16 protein-coding genes are annotated in these 15,860 nt (G+C 68.4%); 8 read left to right on the plus strand and 8 right to left on the minus strand.

What is annotated here, in order from left to right; genetic code table 11:
• Positions 1–4 precede the first annotated feature (4 nt).
• Together N4S67_RS21130 and N4S67_RS21135 are read right to left on the minus strand one after the other, a co-directional pair.
• Positions 5–724 carry a TIGR03089 family protein gene (locus tag N4S67_RS21130; protein ID WP_449288839.1) on the minus strand — a complete coding sequence of 240 codons (720 nt, stop codon included), beginning with the start codon at positions 722–724 and terminating at the stop codon, positions 5–7.
• Complete coding sequence (locus N4S67_RS21135; protein WP_260994981.1) at positions 712–2,181, minus strand: LCP family protein; 1,470 nt, start codon at positions 2,179–2,181, stop codon at positions 712–714. The genes N4S67_RS21130 and N4S67_RS21135 overlap by 13 nt, the downstream gene beginning before the upstream one ends.
• A 115-nt stretch (positions 2,182–2,296) precedes the next feature.
• Here N4S67_RS21135 and rfbD point away from each other — a divergent pair, with 115 nt between their 5' ends.
• The 3 genes from rfbD to N4S67_RS21150 are packed head-to-tail and all read left to right on the plus strand — an operon-like array spanning position 2,297 to position 5,096.
• Positions 2,297–3,139, plus strand: a complete 843-nt coding sequence (gene rfbD, locus N4S67_RS21140; protein WP_260995279.1) for a dTDP-4-dehydrorhamnose reductase — start codon at positions 2,297–2,299, stop codon at positions 3,137–3,139.
• Positions 3,136–4,023 (plus strand): glycosyltransferase family 2 protein, encoded by an 888-nt coding sequence (locus tag N4S67_RS21145; RefSeq protein WP_260994982.1) that lies wholly within the window; start codon positions 3,136–3,138, stop codon positions 4,021–4,023. The genes rfbD and N4S67_RS21145 overlap by 4 nt, the downstream gene beginning before the upstream one ends.
• Positions 4,020–5,096: an NDP-sugar synthase gene (locus N4S67_RS21150; protein WP_260994983.1), complete on the plus strand. Its 1,077-nt coding sequence runs from the start codon at positions 4,020–4,022 to the stop codon at positions 5,094–5,096. The genes N4S67_RS21145 and N4S67_RS21150 overlap by 4 nt, the downstream gene beginning before the upstream one ends.
• On the opposite strand, the gene N4S67_RS21155 is transcribed toward N4S67_RS21150, so the two are convergent.
• The 3 genes from N4S67_RS21155 to cofD are packed head-to-tail and all read right to left on the minus strand — an operon-like array spanning position 5,093 to position 8,030.
• Positions 5,093–5,632 carry an NUDIX hydrolase gene (locus N4S67_RS21155; protein ID WP_260994984.1) on the minus strand — a complete coding sequence of 180 codons (540 nt, stop codon included), beginning with the start codon at positions 5,630–5,632 and terminating at the stop codon, positions 5,093–5,095. The genes N4S67_RS21150 and N4S67_RS21155 overlap by 4 nt on opposite strands.
• Positions 5,629–6,969 carry a coenzyme F420-0:L-glutamate ligase gene (locus N4S67_RS21160; RefSeq protein ID WP_260994985.1) on the minus strand — a complete coding sequence of 447 codons (1,341 nt, stop codon included), beginning with the start codon at positions 6,967–6,969 and terminating at the stop codon, positions 5,629–5,631. The genes N4S67_RS21155 and N4S67_RS21160 overlap by 4 nt, the downstream gene beginning before the upstream one ends.
• Complete coding sequence (gene cofD, locus N4S67_RS21165) at positions 6,966–8,030, minus strand: 2-phospho-L-lactate transferase (protein ID WP_260995280.1); 1,065 nt, start codon at positions 8,028–8,030, stop codon at positions 6,966–6,968. The genes N4S67_RS21160 and cofD overlap by 4 nt, the downstream gene beginning before the upstream one ends.
• A gap of 294 nt (positions 8,031–8,324) precedes the next feature.
• Between cofD and N4S67_RS28075 the strand changes: the two genes are divergently transcribed.
• Positions 8,325–8,738, plus strand: a complete 414-nt coding sequence (locus N4S67_RS28075; protein ID WP_390893464.1) for a WhiB family transcriptional regulator — start codon at positions 8,325–8,327, stop codon at positions 8,736–8,738.
• Between the two features lie 10 nt (positions 8,739–8,748).
• On the opposite strand, the gene N4S67_RS21175 is transcribed toward N4S67_RS28075, so the two are convergent.
• On the minus strand, positions 8,749–9,171 hold the full coding sequence (locus tag N4S67_RS21175) for a metallopeptidase family protein (protein WP_260995282.1): 423 nt from the start codon (positions 9,169–9,171) through the stop codon (positions 8,749–8,751).
• A 130-nt stretch (positions 9,172–9,301) separates the two neighbouring features.
• Between N4S67_RS21175 and N4S67_RS21180 the strand changes: the two genes are divergently transcribed.
• From N4S67_RS21180 to manA, 4 genes are all read left to right on the plus strand, one after another.
• The gene (locus tag N4S67_RS21180; RefSeq protein ID WP_260994986.1) at positions 9,302–9,721 is read left to right on the plus strand and encodes a DUF3499 domain-containing protein; all 420 of its coding nucleotides are present in this window, start codon (positions 9,302–9,304) and stop codon (positions 9,719–9,721) included.
• 97 nt (positions 9,722–9,818) lie between these two features.
• Positions 9,819–11,207 carry a phosphomannomutase/phosphoglucomutase gene (locus N4S67_RS21185; RefSeq protein ID WP_260994987.1) on the plus strand — a complete coding sequence of 463 codons (1,389 nt, stop codon included), beginning with the start codon at positions 9,819–9,821 and terminating at the stop codon, positions 11,205–11,207.
• Positions 11,204–12,316 (plus strand): TobH protein, encoded by a 1,113-nt coding sequence (locus N4S67_RS21190; RefSeq protein WP_260994988.1) that lies wholly within the window; start codon positions 11,204–11,206, stop codon positions 12,314–12,316. Before N4S67_RS21185 ends, N4S67_RS21190 begins: the two co-directional genes overlap by 4 nt.
• Before the next feature lie 4 nt (positions 12,317–12,320).
• Positions 12,321–13,547, plus strand: coding sequence for a mannose-6-phosphate isomerase, class I (manA, locus tag N4S67_RS21195; RefSeq protein WP_260994989.1), 1,227 nt, complete (start codon positions 12,321–12,323; stop codon positions 13,545–13,547).
• Here manA and N4S67_RS21200 read toward each other — a convergent pair.
• Positions 13,544–14,485 carry a DUF808 domain-containing protein gene (locus tag N4S67_RS21200; protein ID WP_260994990.1) on the minus strand — a complete coding sequence of 314 codons (942 nt, stop codon included), beginning with the start codon at positions 14,483–14,485 and terminating at the stop codon, positions 13,544–13,546. The genes manA and N4S67_RS21200 overlap by 4 nt on opposite strands.
• A 10-nt stretch (positions 14,486–14,495) precedes the next feature.
• Positions 14,496–15,854, minus strand: a complete 1,359-nt coding sequence (locus tag N4S67_RS21205; protein WP_260994991.1) for an FAD-dependent oxidoreductase — start codon at positions 15,852–15,854, stop codon at positions 14,496–14,498.
• Between the last annotated feature and the right edge of the window lie 6 nt (positions 15,855–15,860).

Here is a 15,860-nt window from a genome sequence, read left to right on the forward strand (position 1 = left end):
CGAGCTAGCCGCGGGTGACCTTCTCCGTCTGCCTACGGCGATCCTGGGCCGCCTCATCGGGATTGGCAACCTGCACAAGGGATGCGCCGACGGCGAAGATCGCCAGCAGGTTGTCGGTGAGCTCGTCGGCAGTGCTCCATGAAGCGCTCGACAGCACGCGGTCGCGGCCGGTGACACCCTGAGCTTCGGCGGATTGCCGCGCGCCGGTGAGCACTTCGTCGACGGACCGGCCGTCCAATGCGGTACCGGGGTGGCGTTCGGGGACGATCTGGTCGCCGTGCACCCGCACCGCAGTCGCGTAATCCGTTACGCCCACAGGCAGATCGGGGACGGACTTGCCGAACGGGTCCAGCGACAGCACGGCGACCTCACCCATGCCGACAGCCTCGTCGGCGTCGGCCAGCCGGTCGACGGTGCACAGCGCGACGTCGGCGGTCTCACCGCCGAGGACCACCTCCGCGCCGATCCACCAGACGCCGAACAACACCGCCGCGGTCTGCCAGTGCGCGGGTAAGAGCACCGCGACCCGGCTCGACGGCCCGGCGCCCAACTCGTCTCGCAACAGGTTCGCGGTCTTGGCCGCCCAGTTCGCCAGAGTGGCCGTGGACAATTCGATGCGCTCGCCCGAGGCGTCGTCGTAATAGGTGATACGCGGCCCCGCGGGATCGGACGCCATCAGCGGGTCGAGGATCGCCGAACTGACCGTCACGACTAGTTGACGCACTCGGGGTCGGTGGATCCGGCGGTGATGATCGGCGACTGAATCGGTTCGCCCTCGGCGGGTCCGGTCGCGGCGACATTGTCGGCGGTGGTCAGCATCGGGTCGGTGCCATCGAGACCGGAGCCCGGCCCGGTGTAGTCACCTGCCAGCACCACCCGCACCGTGCCCGGCACCACAGCGGGGTCCTCGACGACGGGCAGGCCGCCGAGTTCCTTGGCAACCGCCTGCGCGCCGAGGTCGTCGGTTTTCGCCGCCATCACCTGGCTTCCGGTGACCGGGCCGCCCTCGTTGTTGCCGGTGGCACCGGGAGTGAAGCCCTTGTTGGTGAGCACCGCCGACACCGCGGCGGCCAACCCGTTGATGTCGGTGGCGTTGACGACGTCGGCGGTGGTCTTGTCGGGGGTGTAGGCGAGTTCCTCGGTCTTACCCTCGTCCTGATCGTGCAGCAGGCTGTCGACCCACTCCTTGACCGCGATCGGGTCGACCCGCACGACGGACTGCATCCCGTCGTCACTCCAGCCGTTCTCCTGCAGCACGGGGATGGTGGCGAACGCGACGTTGCCCGCGGCGAGCTTCTGCAACTGTTCGGCGAATTCCATGACGTCCCAGCCGTCGGACAGCACCACCGAGCGCTGGACGGCCTGTTGCAACCGGTCCAGCGTGGCGGGACTCGACAGCGTCTTGCTGGAGATCACCTCGTGTGCAAGGGACGCCATCACCGCCTGCTGGCGGGTCACCCGGTCGAGGTCGCCGCGAGGCAGATCGTGGCGCTGCCGCACGAAGCTCAATGCCTGTGGGCCGTCGAGCTTCTGCCAGCCGGCCGGGAAGTCGGCACCCGAAAGCGGTTCGTAGACAGCGTCTTTGAGGCAGACGTCGACACCGCCCAGCGCGTCGGTGATCAGCGCAAAGCCAAGCAGCCCGATTTCGCTGTAGTGGTCGACCGTCACGCCGGTCAAGTTCGCCACCGTCTTGATCAGCGCCTCGCGGCCTGCCTCGGCGGCCTGCGGTTCGGCCGCCACCGGGTCCATGCCGTCCTGCTCGACGAGCTCGGTCTTCTTCTCGAAATGGGCCGAGCCGTAGACGCCGTTGATCTTCATCTTGCCCACGCTCGGCGCCTCCACGTAGGAGTCGCGCGGGATCGAGATGGCCGTGGCCGACTTCCCGCTGTTGGGGATGCGGATCAAGATGATCGTGTCGGTGTTGGTGGCGACGTCGTCGCCGGCCCGCAGCGTGGCCAACTCCTCAGCCGACAGCGGGTTGCCATGCGCATCGGTGCGGCTGTCCATACCCACGAGCAACACGTCGATCGCACCGTCCTCGCCGCCTTCACCCAACGCGATCGGCGAGATGTGGTTGATGCCCGATTCGAACGAGCGGATCTTGCCCCACGCCACCCCCGTACCGACGACGATCGCCAAAGCCGCCGACACAGCGACGACACGGAGCAGACGAGCGGGCATCTGCCCAGGCTACTGGCGGACAGGGCGTAGACCCGGTAGCCCGGGTCGGCGTGCCAGACTCGTGATCGTGTCTTCGGTGAGTCCGGTTCGAATCGTTATCTGCGGGGCGGGCGGCATGGTCGGGCGGGTACTGGCGGACCGGGTGCGTGGTAACGGCGGTGAGGTGCTCGCGCTGACGTCCTCGGACCTCGACATCACCGACTCGGCGGCGGCAGGCCACGTCATCGAATCCGGGGACGTGGTGGTCAACTGCGCCGCCTTCACCAAGGTGGACGCCGCCGAGACCGACGAACTCCGTGCTCACGCCGTCAACGCCGTCGGGCCGGCGAACCTCGCGCAGGCGTGCGGTCGTGTCGGGGCTCGGCTCATCCACATCTCCACCGACTACGTCTTCTCTGGCTCGCAGCGGCATCCGTACGAGATCGATGACCAGACCGGCCCAACCAGTGCCTACGGCCGCACCAAGCTGGCGGGCGAGGTCGCGGTCCTTGCCGCGCTGCCCGATGCGCACATCGTCAGGACGGCATGGGTCTACGAGGGCGGCGACGGATCGGACTTCGCGGCGGTGATGCGCGCGAAGGCCGCGGGCGACGGGCAGGTCGACGTCGTGGCCGACCAGATCGGGTCGCCGACCTACGTCGGTGATCTGGTGGGCGCGCTGCTCGAGGTGGCCGACGGTCGTGTCCGGGGGCCGGTGCTGCACGCCGTCAATGTCGGCGCGGCCAGCCGCTACGACATGGCCCGGGCGGTGTTCGAGGAGGTCGGCGCCGATCCGGACCGGGTCAGGCCCGTCGGCAGCGACCGGCACCCGCGGCCCGCGCCTCGGCCGCCGTACTCGGTGCTGTCCGGCGAGCGCTCCGCGGCGGCCGGGCTGACCCCGTTGCGGCCGTGGCGGGCGGCGCTACGGGATGCGCTCGAGGCACACGGCTCGAACGGCCCGCTACCCTCAACGCCGTGAGTGACGAACTGGTTGTCATAACGGTGACGTACTCACCGGGGCCGCATCTCGACCGGTTCCTGGCCTCGCTGTCGCATGCCACCGAGCGGCCGGTGACGGTGATCATGGCCGACAACGGGTCGATCGACGGCGCCCCCGAAGAGGCGCTGGAGCGCTACCCGTACGCCCGGTTGCTGCGCACCGGCGCCAATCTCGGCTACGGCACCGCGGTGAACCGGGCCGTCGAGGAGTACCTGAGGGACTCGGATTATTCCGACTTCTTCATCGTCGCCAACCCCGACGTGCAGTGGGGTCCACGCAGCATCGACATCATGCTCGAAGCGGCGGCGCGCTGGCCCCGGGCCGGCTCGCTCGGGCCGCTGATCCGCGACCCGGACGGTTCGGTGTATCCATCGGCGCGCCATCAGCCGAGCCTGGTCCGCGGCGGCATGCACGCTGTCGTCGGACCAGTGTGGAAGAACAACCCGTGGACAGCCGAGTACCGCCAGGAGCGGCAGGAACCCAGCGAACGTCCGGTGGGCTGGCTTTCCGGATCGTGCTTGTTGCTGCGCAGGGTTGCCTACGAGGAGATCTCGGGCTTCGACGAGCGCTATTTCATGTACATGGAGGACGTCGACCTGGGAGATCGTCTCTCACGCGCGGGTTGGCAGAACATCTATGTGCCGACGGCGGAGATTTTGCACGACAAGGGACACGCCACGGGCCGCGATCCGGCCCGCAACTTGGCTGCCCATCACACGAGCACCTACACTTTCCTCGCGGATCGATATCCGAAGCGGTGGCAGGCGCCACTGCGGTGGTCGATGAGGGCCGCCCTCGCCGCACGGGCGGGTCTGGTGGTTCGCAAGTCGAGGCGTAACCGGGCGAAAGGACGGCCAGCGTGAATCCAGCAGAAGTGGACGCCGTCGTACTCGTCGGCGGCCTCGGCACGCGGCTGCGGCCGCTGACGCTCTCGGCGCCCAAGCCGATGCTGCCGACGGCCGGCCTGCCGTTTCTGGCCCATCTGCTGTCGCGCATCGCCGATGCCGGGATCGAGCACGTCGTGCTGGGCACCTCGTACAAGGCCGGAGTCTTCGAGTCGGAGTTCGGCGACGGCTCGAAGATGGGTCTGCAGATCGACTACGTCGTGGAGGACGAGCCGCTGGGCACCGGCGGCGGCATCGCGAACGTGGCGTCGAAACTGCGCTACGACACCGCGCTGGTGTTCAACGGCGATGTGCTGTCCGGCGCCGATCTGCGGGCGCTGCTGGACAGCCATGAGGAGCGCGACGCCGACGTGACACTGCACCTGGTGCGTGTCGGGGACCCGCGCGCATTCGGGTGTGTGCCCACCGACGCCGACGGGTCGGTGACGGCGTTCCTGGAGAAGACGCAGGATCCGCCGACCGATCAGGTCAACGCCGGTTGCTATGTGTTCAAGCGCTCGGTGATCGACCAGATACCGAAGGGCCGCAACCTGTCGGTGGAACGCGAGGTCTTCCCGGGCCTGCTCGCGGACGGCTTGAAGGTGTGCGGCTTCGTCGATGCGTCGTACTGGCGCGACATGGGCACGCCCGACGACTTCGTGCGCGGCTCGGCCGACTTGGTCCGCGGCATCGCGCCGTCTCCCGCGCTGGGCCACCAGCGCGGCGAGATGCTGGTGCACGACGGGGCCAGCGTCGCTCCGGGTGCACTGCTGATCGGCGGCACTGTCGTCGGCCGTGGCGCCGAGATTGCCGGTGGCGCAAGGCTTGACGGCGCGGTGATCTTCGACGGTGCACGTGTCGGGGCAGGCGCGGTCATCGAGCGCTCGATCATCGGCTTCGGCGCCCGCATCGGACCACGGGCCCTGATCCGCGACGGCGTGATCGGCGACGGTGCCGACATCGGCGCACGATGCGAACTGCTGCGTGGGGCGCGGGTGTGGCCGGGAGTCACGATCCCCGACGGCGGCATCCGCTACTCGACCGACGTCTAGAGTCTTGCCCGCGCGGCGCTCGCCAACTGGGTGAGGCCGAAGTCGGAGCCCTCCGGGAGCGCGTCGAGCGGCCACCAACGCAGGTCCAACGACTCGTCGCTGACCCGGATGTCGGCGCCCGCAGGCGCCCGCACGATGAACTGCATGTCGAGGTGGCGCGTCGGCACGCCGAGCGAACACGTCACCGGATGCACGTGCAGCGCGGCCAGCGCCGGATCGGCGGTCAGCCCGTCGACCCCGGACTCTTCGACCGCTTCACGCAGCGCGGCTGCGACGATGTCGTCGTCAGTGGCCTCGCAATGGCCGCCGAGCTGCAGCCACCGGCCGAACCGCGGGTGCAGCGTCAGCAGGGTCCGCGTGCCCGTGTCGTCGACGACGAGTGCCGATCCGGTGACGTGTCCGGGCAGGCACTCACGCAAGCAACCGTCGGGGCGTGCGGCCAGAAAGGCGAGCACCGCGTGACGCAGCGAATCCTGCGTGGGATCGGGCGTATCCCACGCCGTCAGCATCTCGACAGCCGATGCGTGCAGGCTCACCTGCGCACCAGCAGGCTGTCGGTCGGCACCGGGTCACGCGGCCCCGCCGGCTCGTCGGGATATCCGATGGCGATGGCGCCCAACGGTTCCCAATCGCCGGGCACGTCGAGCTGGTCACGCACCAGATCTGCGGCGAAGATCGTCGACCCGATCCAGCAGCTGCCGACACCGCGCACCGCCAGCGCGACCAGAAGCGCTTGGACTGCCGCCCCGACCGCGACGGTGAACATGGTGTGCTCCGCTGCGGTGCGCTCGGCGTCGGGGTAGCTGTGCGCGCCGTCGGGGACCATGAACGGGACGACGAGTTCGGGTGCGTCGTAGAGGATCTGACCGCGGGACACGCGGCGCTCCACCGCATCGGCGGGCCTACCGTCACTCGCCAGGTCTGCCCGCCACTTGTCCTTCATGCGATCCAGCAGCGCACGCCGCGTGTCGGCATCCTGTATCCACACGAACCGCACCGGCCGGGTGTGGTGCGGCGCCGGTGCCGTCAGCGCTTCGGCGACGGCGGACTCGACGAGTTCAGCCGCCACGGGCTCGTCGGAGAATCGGCGCACCGACCGGCGCAGCAGTTGAGCCTGACTGCGGCCCAGCGCGATCGCCTCCTCAGTGCCCAACCAGAACAGGTCCTCCTCGCCGGCCCGCACCAGAGTGCGTGCGGTGGAGCCGTCGTCGTCGAGGGTCAGGCCGCGCACCACCGCGACCGGAATGTCGGTCAATTTGCCCTTCACGAGATCGGCGGCGGCGGCGATCTCGTCGGCAACCGCGATCTCGGTCACCACCAACTCGTTGCCGTGCCGGTCGTGCGAGCCCCCGTAGCCGTGCAGCACCGTCAGTCCCGACGACCCGATGGCGACGTCGGTCTGGCCGTTGCGCCATGCCCGGCCCATGGTGTCGGTGACGACGACGCCGACGCTCACGCCGAGACGCTCGCGCAACGCCGACCGGAGCGCCGCTGCACTGGCGTCGGGATCGACGGGCAGCAGGGCCAGTTCGGCGGAGTCGACGTTCGAGCCGTCCACCCCCGCCGCCGCCTGCACCAACCCGATCGCGTTCTCGGTGATCAGTGTGCGGCCCTTGCGGGCAAGTATCCGAATGGCTTCGGCATCGATCAGCTTGCGCCGCAACGTATCGCGTTCCTCGGGATCGATCGGCGCATCGACGATTCGACCCTCGCACTTCGACATCACCTTACTGGTGACAACCAGAATGTCGTTGTCGCGTAACCATGGCGCCGCCGCCGCGACGGCCGCCGCGAGATCGTCACCGGGCCGGAACTCGGGCAGTCCGGGCACTGGGAGCAGTTCGACCGCCGCCGCGGAACCGTGTTCGGTCACGGCTTCACCCCGGCCAATTCGAGTCCGGCGCGCACCATTTCGGCCGTCGTCGCCGGATCCTTCATCAACAGGGGAACCGTACGCACCTCCACGCCCTCGACCTCGGCGCGGTCGCCTTCGTGGATCAGCCAACCGTCGAGGATTCCGGTGCCGGCGCGGCCGCCGTAGTGGTTGCCGACGGCTTCGGAAGTGCTGTCCACGCCGATGACGGAAAGACACTCGTCGGCCATGCCGCGCAACGGCTTTCCCGCCACGATGGGGGAGTAGCCGATCACCCGGGCCGCGCTCGAACGCAGAGCGCCGCGGATACCGGGTATGGCCAGTATCGAACCGATGCTCACCACCGGATTGGATGGCGCCACCAGCACCACGTCGGCGGTCTCGATCGCCTCGGTGACCCCCGGTCCCGCGGTGGCGTTGTCCGCGCCCACGAACGCGAAACTGTGAGTCTCTACTTGAGCTCGATAGCGAACCCACCACTCCTGAAAGTGGATCGCACGCTTCTCGCCGGTGTCGGGATCGGTGATGACGACATGCGTTTCGCTGCGGTCGTCGCTTGCGGGCACCAGTCGCGCGCCGGGATTCCACCTGTGGCACAACGCTTCGGTGACCTCCGACAGCGGATATCCCGCACGCAGCATCTGACTGCGCACGAGATGGGTCGCCAGGTCGCGATCGCCGAGCCCGAACCAGTCGGGTTGCACGCCGTACGCGGCGAGTTCCTCCTTGGCATGCCAGGTTTCGTTGCGGTGACCCCACCCGCGGTCGGCATCGATACCGCCGCCCAGGGTGTACATGCACGTGTCGAGGTCCGGGCAGATCCGCACGCCGAACATCCAGGCGTCATCGCCGACATTGACCACGGCCGTCAGCTGATGTTCCGCCTCCGCGGTGCCTTCATCGCTCCTCACGTCCGCGGTGCCTTCATCGCTCCTCGCGTCCGCGGTGCCTTCATCGCTCCTCACGTCCGCGGTGCCAAACTGCCCCAGCCCCAACAGGTGTTGCACGCCCAACAGGAACCGGGCGCCACCTACGCCGCCGACGAGAACCGTGACCTTCACAAGCACCGACATTAGGCCGTCTTTCCCCGGCGGGAGCATCAGGCTGATCATGTGACGGACACGCCGATGTGACGACGCGCCGAAATCCGGTCACGGAATGGTATGAATTTCTGTTCCAGCGCTTGACCCCGGCAGCTAACGCGTGTGTAATCACACCAGTGTCATTTCGCGGTTGGCCGGCCGGTTTCGGTGTCGCAGACCGAGATTCGATCATATGTTCGAATCGAGATGGCCGCACAGAACAATAGTGGGGCTCCATTTTTGCAGTAACGACACCAGGTGAGGAGGCGGAGAATGTCTTTTGAGTACAGCGATTTCGATCATGTCTTCCGGTTTGACAATCGGCTGATCGACTCAGTAGACAATGCGCCGCACACCAATATCGGACCGGCACCGCTCGAGACGCCGCGGCGTCCTCAGCTAAGTCTTGTGCCCGCTCCTATTGATGTGGCGCCAGCAACATCGGCAGTGCCGGCCTTGACGCCGGAGGACGAACTCTGGCAAGAGAAGGCGCTGTGCGCGCAGACCGACCCGGAGGCGTTCTTCCCCGAGAAGGGTGGCTCGACCCGCGAGGCCAAGCGGATCTGCCTGGGCTGCGACGTGCGCGACGCGTGCCTGGAGTACGCCCTGGCCCATGACGAGCGCTTCGGCATCTGGGGCGGGCTCTCTGAGCGCGAGCGCCGTCGCCTCAAGCGCGGCATCATCTAGGCAGCGGGGATCACTCGTCGTCGATCGTCGGGTCGATGACGGACGGCTCGACGCCCAAGTATGTGGCGACCTGAGCCACCAACACTTCATGCAACAATTCAGCGAGCTCGACGGTATCCTTGGCCCGTCGCTCAATCGGTTTGCGAAACAACACAATTCGTGCCCGGGTCGCGTTTCCTCGGACATCGACGCCCGCCGGTATCAGCCGGGCCAACGCGATGGGGCCGTCGGCGACCACCTCGGGCGGCCACTGCACACTGTCGGGATCTTTCGGCGAGATGCGGGGAATTTCGTCGACCGCAACGTCGAGCGACGACAGACGGTCCTGCCAGCGGCGCTCGATCGGCTCATAAGCCTCCAGCACCGCCATGTCGAACCGCTCGGCCCTGCTGCGCCAGCCGGGAACGGTGGCGGGAAGCAATGGCCCACGCATCTCCCGGCCGCGGCGCGATCGCGGGCGTCGACGCTCGAGCACGCAAAGATCGTAACGGTTGGGGATCGGCGGTCCCGTGGCTGCGCGTGTCCGGCGCCTGTGGACGTTTCCGCACGATAGCCTTCCCAGCGTGAACGTTCCCCGTCGCTGCTGTCGGCCCGGGTGCCCCCACTATGCGGTCGCGACGTTGACCTTCGTCTACGCCGACTCGACGGCCGTCGTGGGTCCACTGGCCACGGTGTCCGAACCGCACTCGTGGGATCTGTGCGTGGTTCATGCCGGCCGCGTCACCGCTCCCCGCGGCTGGGAACTCGTTCGCCATGCGGGGCCGCTGCCCGCGCATCCCGATGAAGACGATTTGGTGGCACTGGCCGATGCGGTGCGGGAAGGCCGCGACGTCGCCCCGCCGGTCAACGGCGTGGCCGCAGGCTTTTCCGACCCCGTCACCGGCGCTCCCGGCGGCGCACTGATGGCTCCGCCCGCCCGCCGGCCAGAGACCAACGGCCGCAGGCGCGGCCACCTGCGCGTGTTGCCCGACCCGGGCGATTAGTACTTCGTCAACTCCCGGCAATCGGCTGTGACTAGTCGGCCTGCACTGCGCGACCGACGGTTAGGCTGGCGCCAACGTCCCCTTCGCAAGGAGTCCTATGTCACGGCCTGCCGCTGCGGTCCACCGCGTCATCAAGGCGTATGACGTGCGCGGGCTGGTCGGTGAGGAGATCGACGAGGCATTCGTCGCCGACGTCGGCGGCGCATTCGCCCGCCTGATGCGCGACGAGGGCGCGACTCAGGTGGTGATCGGCCACGACATGCGCGCCAGCTCACCGTCGCTTGCGACGGCCTTCGGCGACGGCGTCGCCGCTCAGGGCCTCGATGTCATACGCATCGGGTTGGCGTCGACTGATCAGCTGTATTTCGCGTCGGGCCTACTGGACTGCCCCGGCGCCATGTTCACCGCGAGCCACAACCCGGCCGCCTACAACGGCATCAAGCTGTGCCGTGCCGGCGCCAAACCCGTGGGCAAGGACACCGGCCTGTCCGCCGTCAGCGCCGAGGTCATCGCGGGTGTGCCGACCCACGACGGCTCACCCGGCACGACGACCGACCGCGATGTGCTCGCCGACTACGGCGAGTTCCTGCGGTCGCTGGTCAGCCTTGCCGAGATGCGACCGCTGAAGATCGCCGTCGATGCGGGCAACGGCATGGCCGGCCACACCGCACCCGCGGTGTTCGGCGCGATTCCGTCGATCACGGTGGAGCCGTTGTACTTCGAGCTCGACGGCACATTTCCCAACCACGAGGCCAACCCGCTGGATCCGGCGAACCTCGTTGACCTGCAGGCGTACGTCGTCGAGACCGGCGCTGACATCGGTCTGGCCTTCGACGGCGACGCCGACCGGTGTTTCGTCGTCGACGAGAAGGGGCATCCGGTTTCTCCCTCAGCGGTGACCGCCCTGGTCGCCGCACGGGAATTGGGTAAAGAGATCGGCGCAACCGTGATCCACAACCTGATCACCTCCCGCGCGGTACCGGAGCTGGTGGCCGAACGCGGCGGCACCCCGCTGCGCTCGCGCGTCGGGCACTCCTACATCAAGGCGTTGATGGCCGACACCGGGGCGATTTTCGGTGGCGAGCATTCCGCGCACTATTACTTTCGCGACTTCTGGGGCGCCGACTCGGGCATGCTGGCCGCGCTTCACGTGCTGGCCGCGCTGGGCGAGCAACAGCGCCCGCTGTCGGATCTGATGGCCGACTATGAGCGCTACGAGTCCTCGGGCGAGATCAACTTCACCGTCGCCGACGCCGAACGGTGTGTCGACGATGTGCTGAAGGCGTTCGGAAGCCGCATCCACTCCATCGACCACCTCGACGGCGTGACCGTGGACCTGGGTGACGGCAGTTGGTTCAACCTCCGAATGTCGAACACCGAGCCGTTGCTGCGGCTCAACGCCGAAGCCCGTACCGGCGAGGGCGTCGAGGAGATCGTCGGCCAGGTGGCCGCCCAAATCGCCGCCCGCAGTGAGGCAGCGATGTGAACTCGACCCACGCGACAGTCGACCTCGACGATGTCGACGGGCTGCTCGCCGCCGACCGGGACGGTTTGCTGCGTGCGGCGTCGATGGCCGGCGCGCAGGTACGGGCCACCGCCGCCGCGCTCGAAGAGGGAGAGCTGGCGACGCTGCAGTCCGGGCAGCTGCCCCGCACAGTGATCTGGGTCGCCGGTCGCGGCAACGCCGAGACCGCGGGGACCTTGCTCGCGGCCGCGCTGGGCGGATCGATCGCGGCACCCATCGTCGTCGTCTCGGAGGTGCCCCCGTGGATCGGCGCGCTCGACGTCCTGGTCATCGCCGGTGACGATTCCGGCGACCCCGCACTGGTGTCGGCCGCCGCCACCGGGGTGCGCCGCGGTGCGCGCGTGGCCGTCATCGCCCCCTACGAGGGACCGTTGCGGGACGCCACCGCGGGCCGGTCTGTCGCGCTTCCCCCGCGATTGCCGGTGCGCGACGATTTCGGCCTCGTCCGCTTCGTCGCCGCGGGCCTGGCCGTGTTGCAGGTCGTCGACCCGGGACTGCGGGTGGACCTGGGATCGATGGCCGACGAACTCGACGCAGAAGCCTTCCGCAACAGTGCCGGTCACGAACTGTTCACCAACCCCGCCAAGTCGCTGGCCGAGCGGATGTCGGACCGCGACGTCGTGCTGGCCGGTGACAACGCGGCGACGCTGGCGCTGGCCCGACATGCCGCCGCGGTTCTGTTGCGGATCGCGCACACCCCGGTCTGCGCGGTCGGGCTGGCGGACACCCTTGTGGCGTTGCGCGCCGGGATGGGCAGTGCGGCGGGGACGGACGGCGCACAGTCGATATTCCACGATGAAGAGATCGACGGCCCGCAGCCGCGGCGGGTCCGCACCCTGGTGCTCACCACCGATTCGGAGATGCCGGTGGTCGCCGCCCGGGTGGGCGGGCTCGACGGCGTCGACGTGGTCAGCGCCGGAGACATTCCGGCGACGCCCGATGCGCTTCCGACCGGTGACGTGCCTGCGGCCGTGGGCTCGCCGGTGTTCGGACGGCCGGAACTGCAACTGACGATGTTGACCGTGCGGATCGAGATGGCGGCCGTGTACCTGAGACTGGTTCGAGGTTAAACAAGTGCACTTGCTACGGGGAGCTGTGCGGACCTACGCATGGGGTTCGCGGACCGCGATTGCCGATTTCACTGGAAGACCCAGTCCCACAGCGCATCCCGAGGCCGAGCTCTGGTTCGGCGCGCATCCGGGTGATCCGGCCTTCCTCGAGACAGACCAGGGGGAGCGGTCACTGCTCGACGCGTTGCGCGACGACCCCGAAGGTCAGCTGGGCGCGGCGGTATGCGGCCGGTTCGGCGACACACTGCCCTTCCTGCTCAAGGTGCTGGCGGCCGACGAGCCGCTGTCGCTGCAGGCGCATCCGAGCGCCGAGCAGGCCGTCGAGGGCTTCGCCCGCGAGGAGAGGATGGGCCTCGCGGTCTCGGCGCCGAACCGCAACTACCGCGATCCCAGCCACAAACCCGAAATCCTGGTCGCGCTGGGACAATTCGAGGCACTCGCAGGCTTTCGACCCGCCGCACGCACCGTGGAGTTGATGCGCGCACTGGCCGTCACCGACCTCGACCCCTTCGTCAACCTGCTGTCCGGTCAGTCCGATGCCGACGGCCTGCGCGCGTTGTTCACCACGTGGATCACTCTGCCGCAACCCGATCTCGACGTCCTGGTGCCCGCCGTGATCGACGGCGCTATCCACTACGTCCGCACGGGCCAGCGTGAGTTCGCTGCCGAAGCCCGAACGGTGCTCGAACTCGGCGAGCGTTATCCGGGCGACGCCGGCGTGCTGGCGTCGCTGCTGCTGAACCGGATCAGCCTCCAGTCCGGTGAAGCCATCTACCTGCCGGCGGGCAACCTGCACGCCTATCTGCAGGGCGTGGGTGTCGAGGTGATGGCCAACTCCGACAACGTTCTGCGCGGCGGGCTCACACCCAAGCACGTCGACGTCCCCGAGCTGTTGCGCGTGCTCGACTTCACGCCGGCCACAGAGCACCTCATCCGACCCAAGATCATCAAGGACGGAACGGAGCTGGTGTACGACACACCGGCACCGGAATTCGCAGTGTCGGTGTTGTGCATCGACGGCGAGCAGCTCGGCCACGAGATCGATGCGCCGACCCGCCACGACGGCCCCCAGATCCTGCTGTGCACTGAAGGCTCGACGGTGGTGCACGCCAAGTCGGGCAGCGTGACGCTGGAGCGCGGCGCGGCGGCATGGGTGTCGGCCGACGACGGGCCCATCCGGCTGGTCGCGCAGGATCCGACCAGACTGTTCAGGGCGACAGTCGGTATCTAGTGGTCCTTGCGGCCGAACGGCAGCAGGTGAACGACCGCGACCACCACCGCCCCGACGATCAACCCGATGAGCGCCGATGCGGCCGTATTGGTCAGCCATGCCAGCACCCCGCCGACCCCCGCGACGTGGTGCACCCATTCCTCGGCATGGTGAACGAGCCCGTACGGGCCGTGCCAGCCGAGCGTGTCGGTGCCGAGGAGCAGTATGTGGCCGCCGACCCAAAGCATCGCGACGGTGCCGATAGTCGACAGTGCGGCAAGGAGTTTGGGCATACCGGCCACCAGGCCGCGACCCACCCGCTGTCCGAAGCGCGAGGCGCGCTGAGTGAGGCCAAGGCCGATGTCGTCCATCTTCACGATCGCCGCGACCACCCCGTAGACCGCGACCGTGATCACGATCGCGACCACGATCAGGATGATCAGGCGGGGCCAGAAGCTCTCGCTGGCCACCTCGTTCAGCGCGATGACCATGATCTCGGCGGACAGGATGAAGTCCGTGCGGATCGCGCCTGCAGCCATCTGCTTCTCGGCGTCCTCGCCGGCGGCCGTGACCGGCGCGCTGTGGGCGGCGTGCCCGCCGTGTTTGCTGAAGCGGCCCCAGACCTTTTCCGCGCCCTCGTAGCAGAGGTACGTCGCGCCGAGCATCAGAAGCGGCGTGAGCAGCCACGGCGCGAACTGGCTGAGCAGCATCGCGGCGGGCAGGATGAACAACAGCTTGTTGCGCAGCGATCCGATCGCGATCCGCTTGATGATCGGCAGTTCGCGCTCGGCGGCGAGGCCGTGCACGTACTGCGGCGTCACGGCGGTGTCGTCGACGACGACGCCTGCCGCCTTGGCCGTCGCGCGCCCGGCCGCCGCGCCGATGTCGTCGACCGATGCGGCAGCAAGCCGGGCCAGTACCGCAACGTCGTCGAGAAGTCCGAACAGGCCCGCGCTCATGGCACCGAAGCTACCGCAGCGCGGCGACCGGCTGCTTGGCCGTGCGCTTTTCGGCGAGCCAGAGCCGCATGTTGTGCCGGACCGTGCGGCCGACCAGCCGCGCCGACGGGACCATATAGAGGCTGTCGAGCAGGCTGAACCGTCGCAGGAACCATTCGGCGAGAACAGGATCGGTCTCGGCGGCGCCGAGGAACTGGTCGAAGAGGTTGCCCACGGGCTTGTACCACCGTGGCGCCGGCCCGCTGGCCCGATGCAGGGTCAGGTCGCCGATCGCGTTCATCGTCCAGACGGGGAAGGTGCTCTTGGCCGTCGCCGTGGTGAACGTGCCGACCAGGTCGTCGGACTGCAGGGCCCGCTTGAGATGACCCGCCTGCAGCGACGTCATCGTCATGCCCTGCCCGTAGGTGGGGTTGAAGCTCACGACCGCGTCGCCGAACGGGAGGATGCCGGCGGGAAAGCGGTCCAACTTGTCGTAGCGGCGCCAGCGACTGGTCGGGTACTTGTGGAACGCCACCTCGCCCACTGGTGTGCCGCGGCGCAGGGCGTCGGCGACGTGTGCGGGCAGGATCTCGTCGGCCAGGTCGCACATCTGAGCGAAATTCTGTGGCGGCTCGACCTTTCCGACGCCGAAGGTCGTGACGTTCCAGACGCCGTCCTCGTAGAACAGCATCCCCACCCCAACCGGCTGTGCATCGGATGCACCGGCCACGACGACCTTCTCGGCGAGCAGGCCGTCGGGCACCTGCACGCGCTGGCTCGAGTAGGCGATGCCGACGTCGACGGTGTCTTCACGGGGGCGTTGGTAACCCCACTTCTCCAACCACACCGGCAGCCGGGTGCCGCGGCCCGTGGCGTCGATGACCAGATCGGCGGACACCACGGCGCCGTCGTCGAGCAGGACTCCGGTCACCTGCTGCCTGCCGGCGTCGTAGGTCGGTTCGGTCACGTTCGCGCGCACGATGTCGACGTTCTCGATCGCCTGCACGCGGCGCCGGATCTGCCATTCGAGTTGTGGGCGGCTGGGCACGTAGGCGGTGAACTCGTCCTGGAGTGTGTGCTGGGTGCCCAGCACGTGGCCCGCGGCGCCGAAGTGGATGCAGTCGGGGCGGTTCTCCAGGATCGGCACACCGTCGGCGACCATGCCGTCGAGCAGGCCGGGAAAGTGGCTCTCGAACTCCTGCGCACCGCGCGCCATGAGCAGGTGCACGTGCCTGCCCTGGGGCACCGCCGCGCGGTTGGCCGGACCCTCGGGAAGTTCGTCGCGTTCGTATACGGTGACCCGGTCGTAGACGTCGGACAGCACCCGCGCGGCACACAGCCCGCCGATGCTGGCGCCGATGACGACAGCGTGGTTTCCAGTCCGCCCCATGGGGGG

Source organism: Mycobacterium deserti (assembly GCF_025345615.1).
GTDB classification, from domain to species: Bacteria; Actinomycetota; Actinomycetes; order Mycobacteriales; family Mycobacteriaceae; genus Mycobacterium; species Mycobacterium deserti.

Bases quoted from the DNA above. Each gene is read 5' to 3' on its own strand.
- N4S67_RS21135 (WP_260994981.1), bottom strand. From the start codon at position 2,181: ATGCCCGCTCGTCTGCTCCGTGTCGTCGCTGTGTCGGCGGCTTTGGCG.
- rfbD (WP_260995279.1), top strand. From the start codon at position 2,297: ATGGTCGGGCGGGTACTGGCGGACCGGGTGCGTGGTAACGGCGGTGAG.
- N4S67_RS28075 (WP_390893464.1), top strand. From the start codon at position 8,325: ATGTCTTTTGAGTACAGCGATTTCGATCATGTCTTCCGGTTTGACAAT.
- N4S67_RS21175 (WP_260995282.1), bottom strand. From the start codon at position 9,171: ATGCGTGGGCCATTGCTTCCCGCCACCGTTCCCGGCTGGCGCAGCAGG.
- N4S67_RS21185 (WP_260994987.1), top strand. From the start codon at position 9,819: ATGTCACGGCCTGCCGCTGCGGTCCACCGCGTCATCAAGGCGTATGAC.
- N4S67_RS21200 (WP_260994990.1), bottom strand. From the start codon at position 14,485: ATGAGCGCGGGCCTGTTCGGACTTCTCGACGACGTTGCGGTACTGGCC.
- N4S67_RS21205 (WP_260994991.1), bottom strand. From the start codon at position 15,854: ATGGGGCGGACTGGAAACCACGCTGTCGTCATCGGCGCCAGCATCGGC.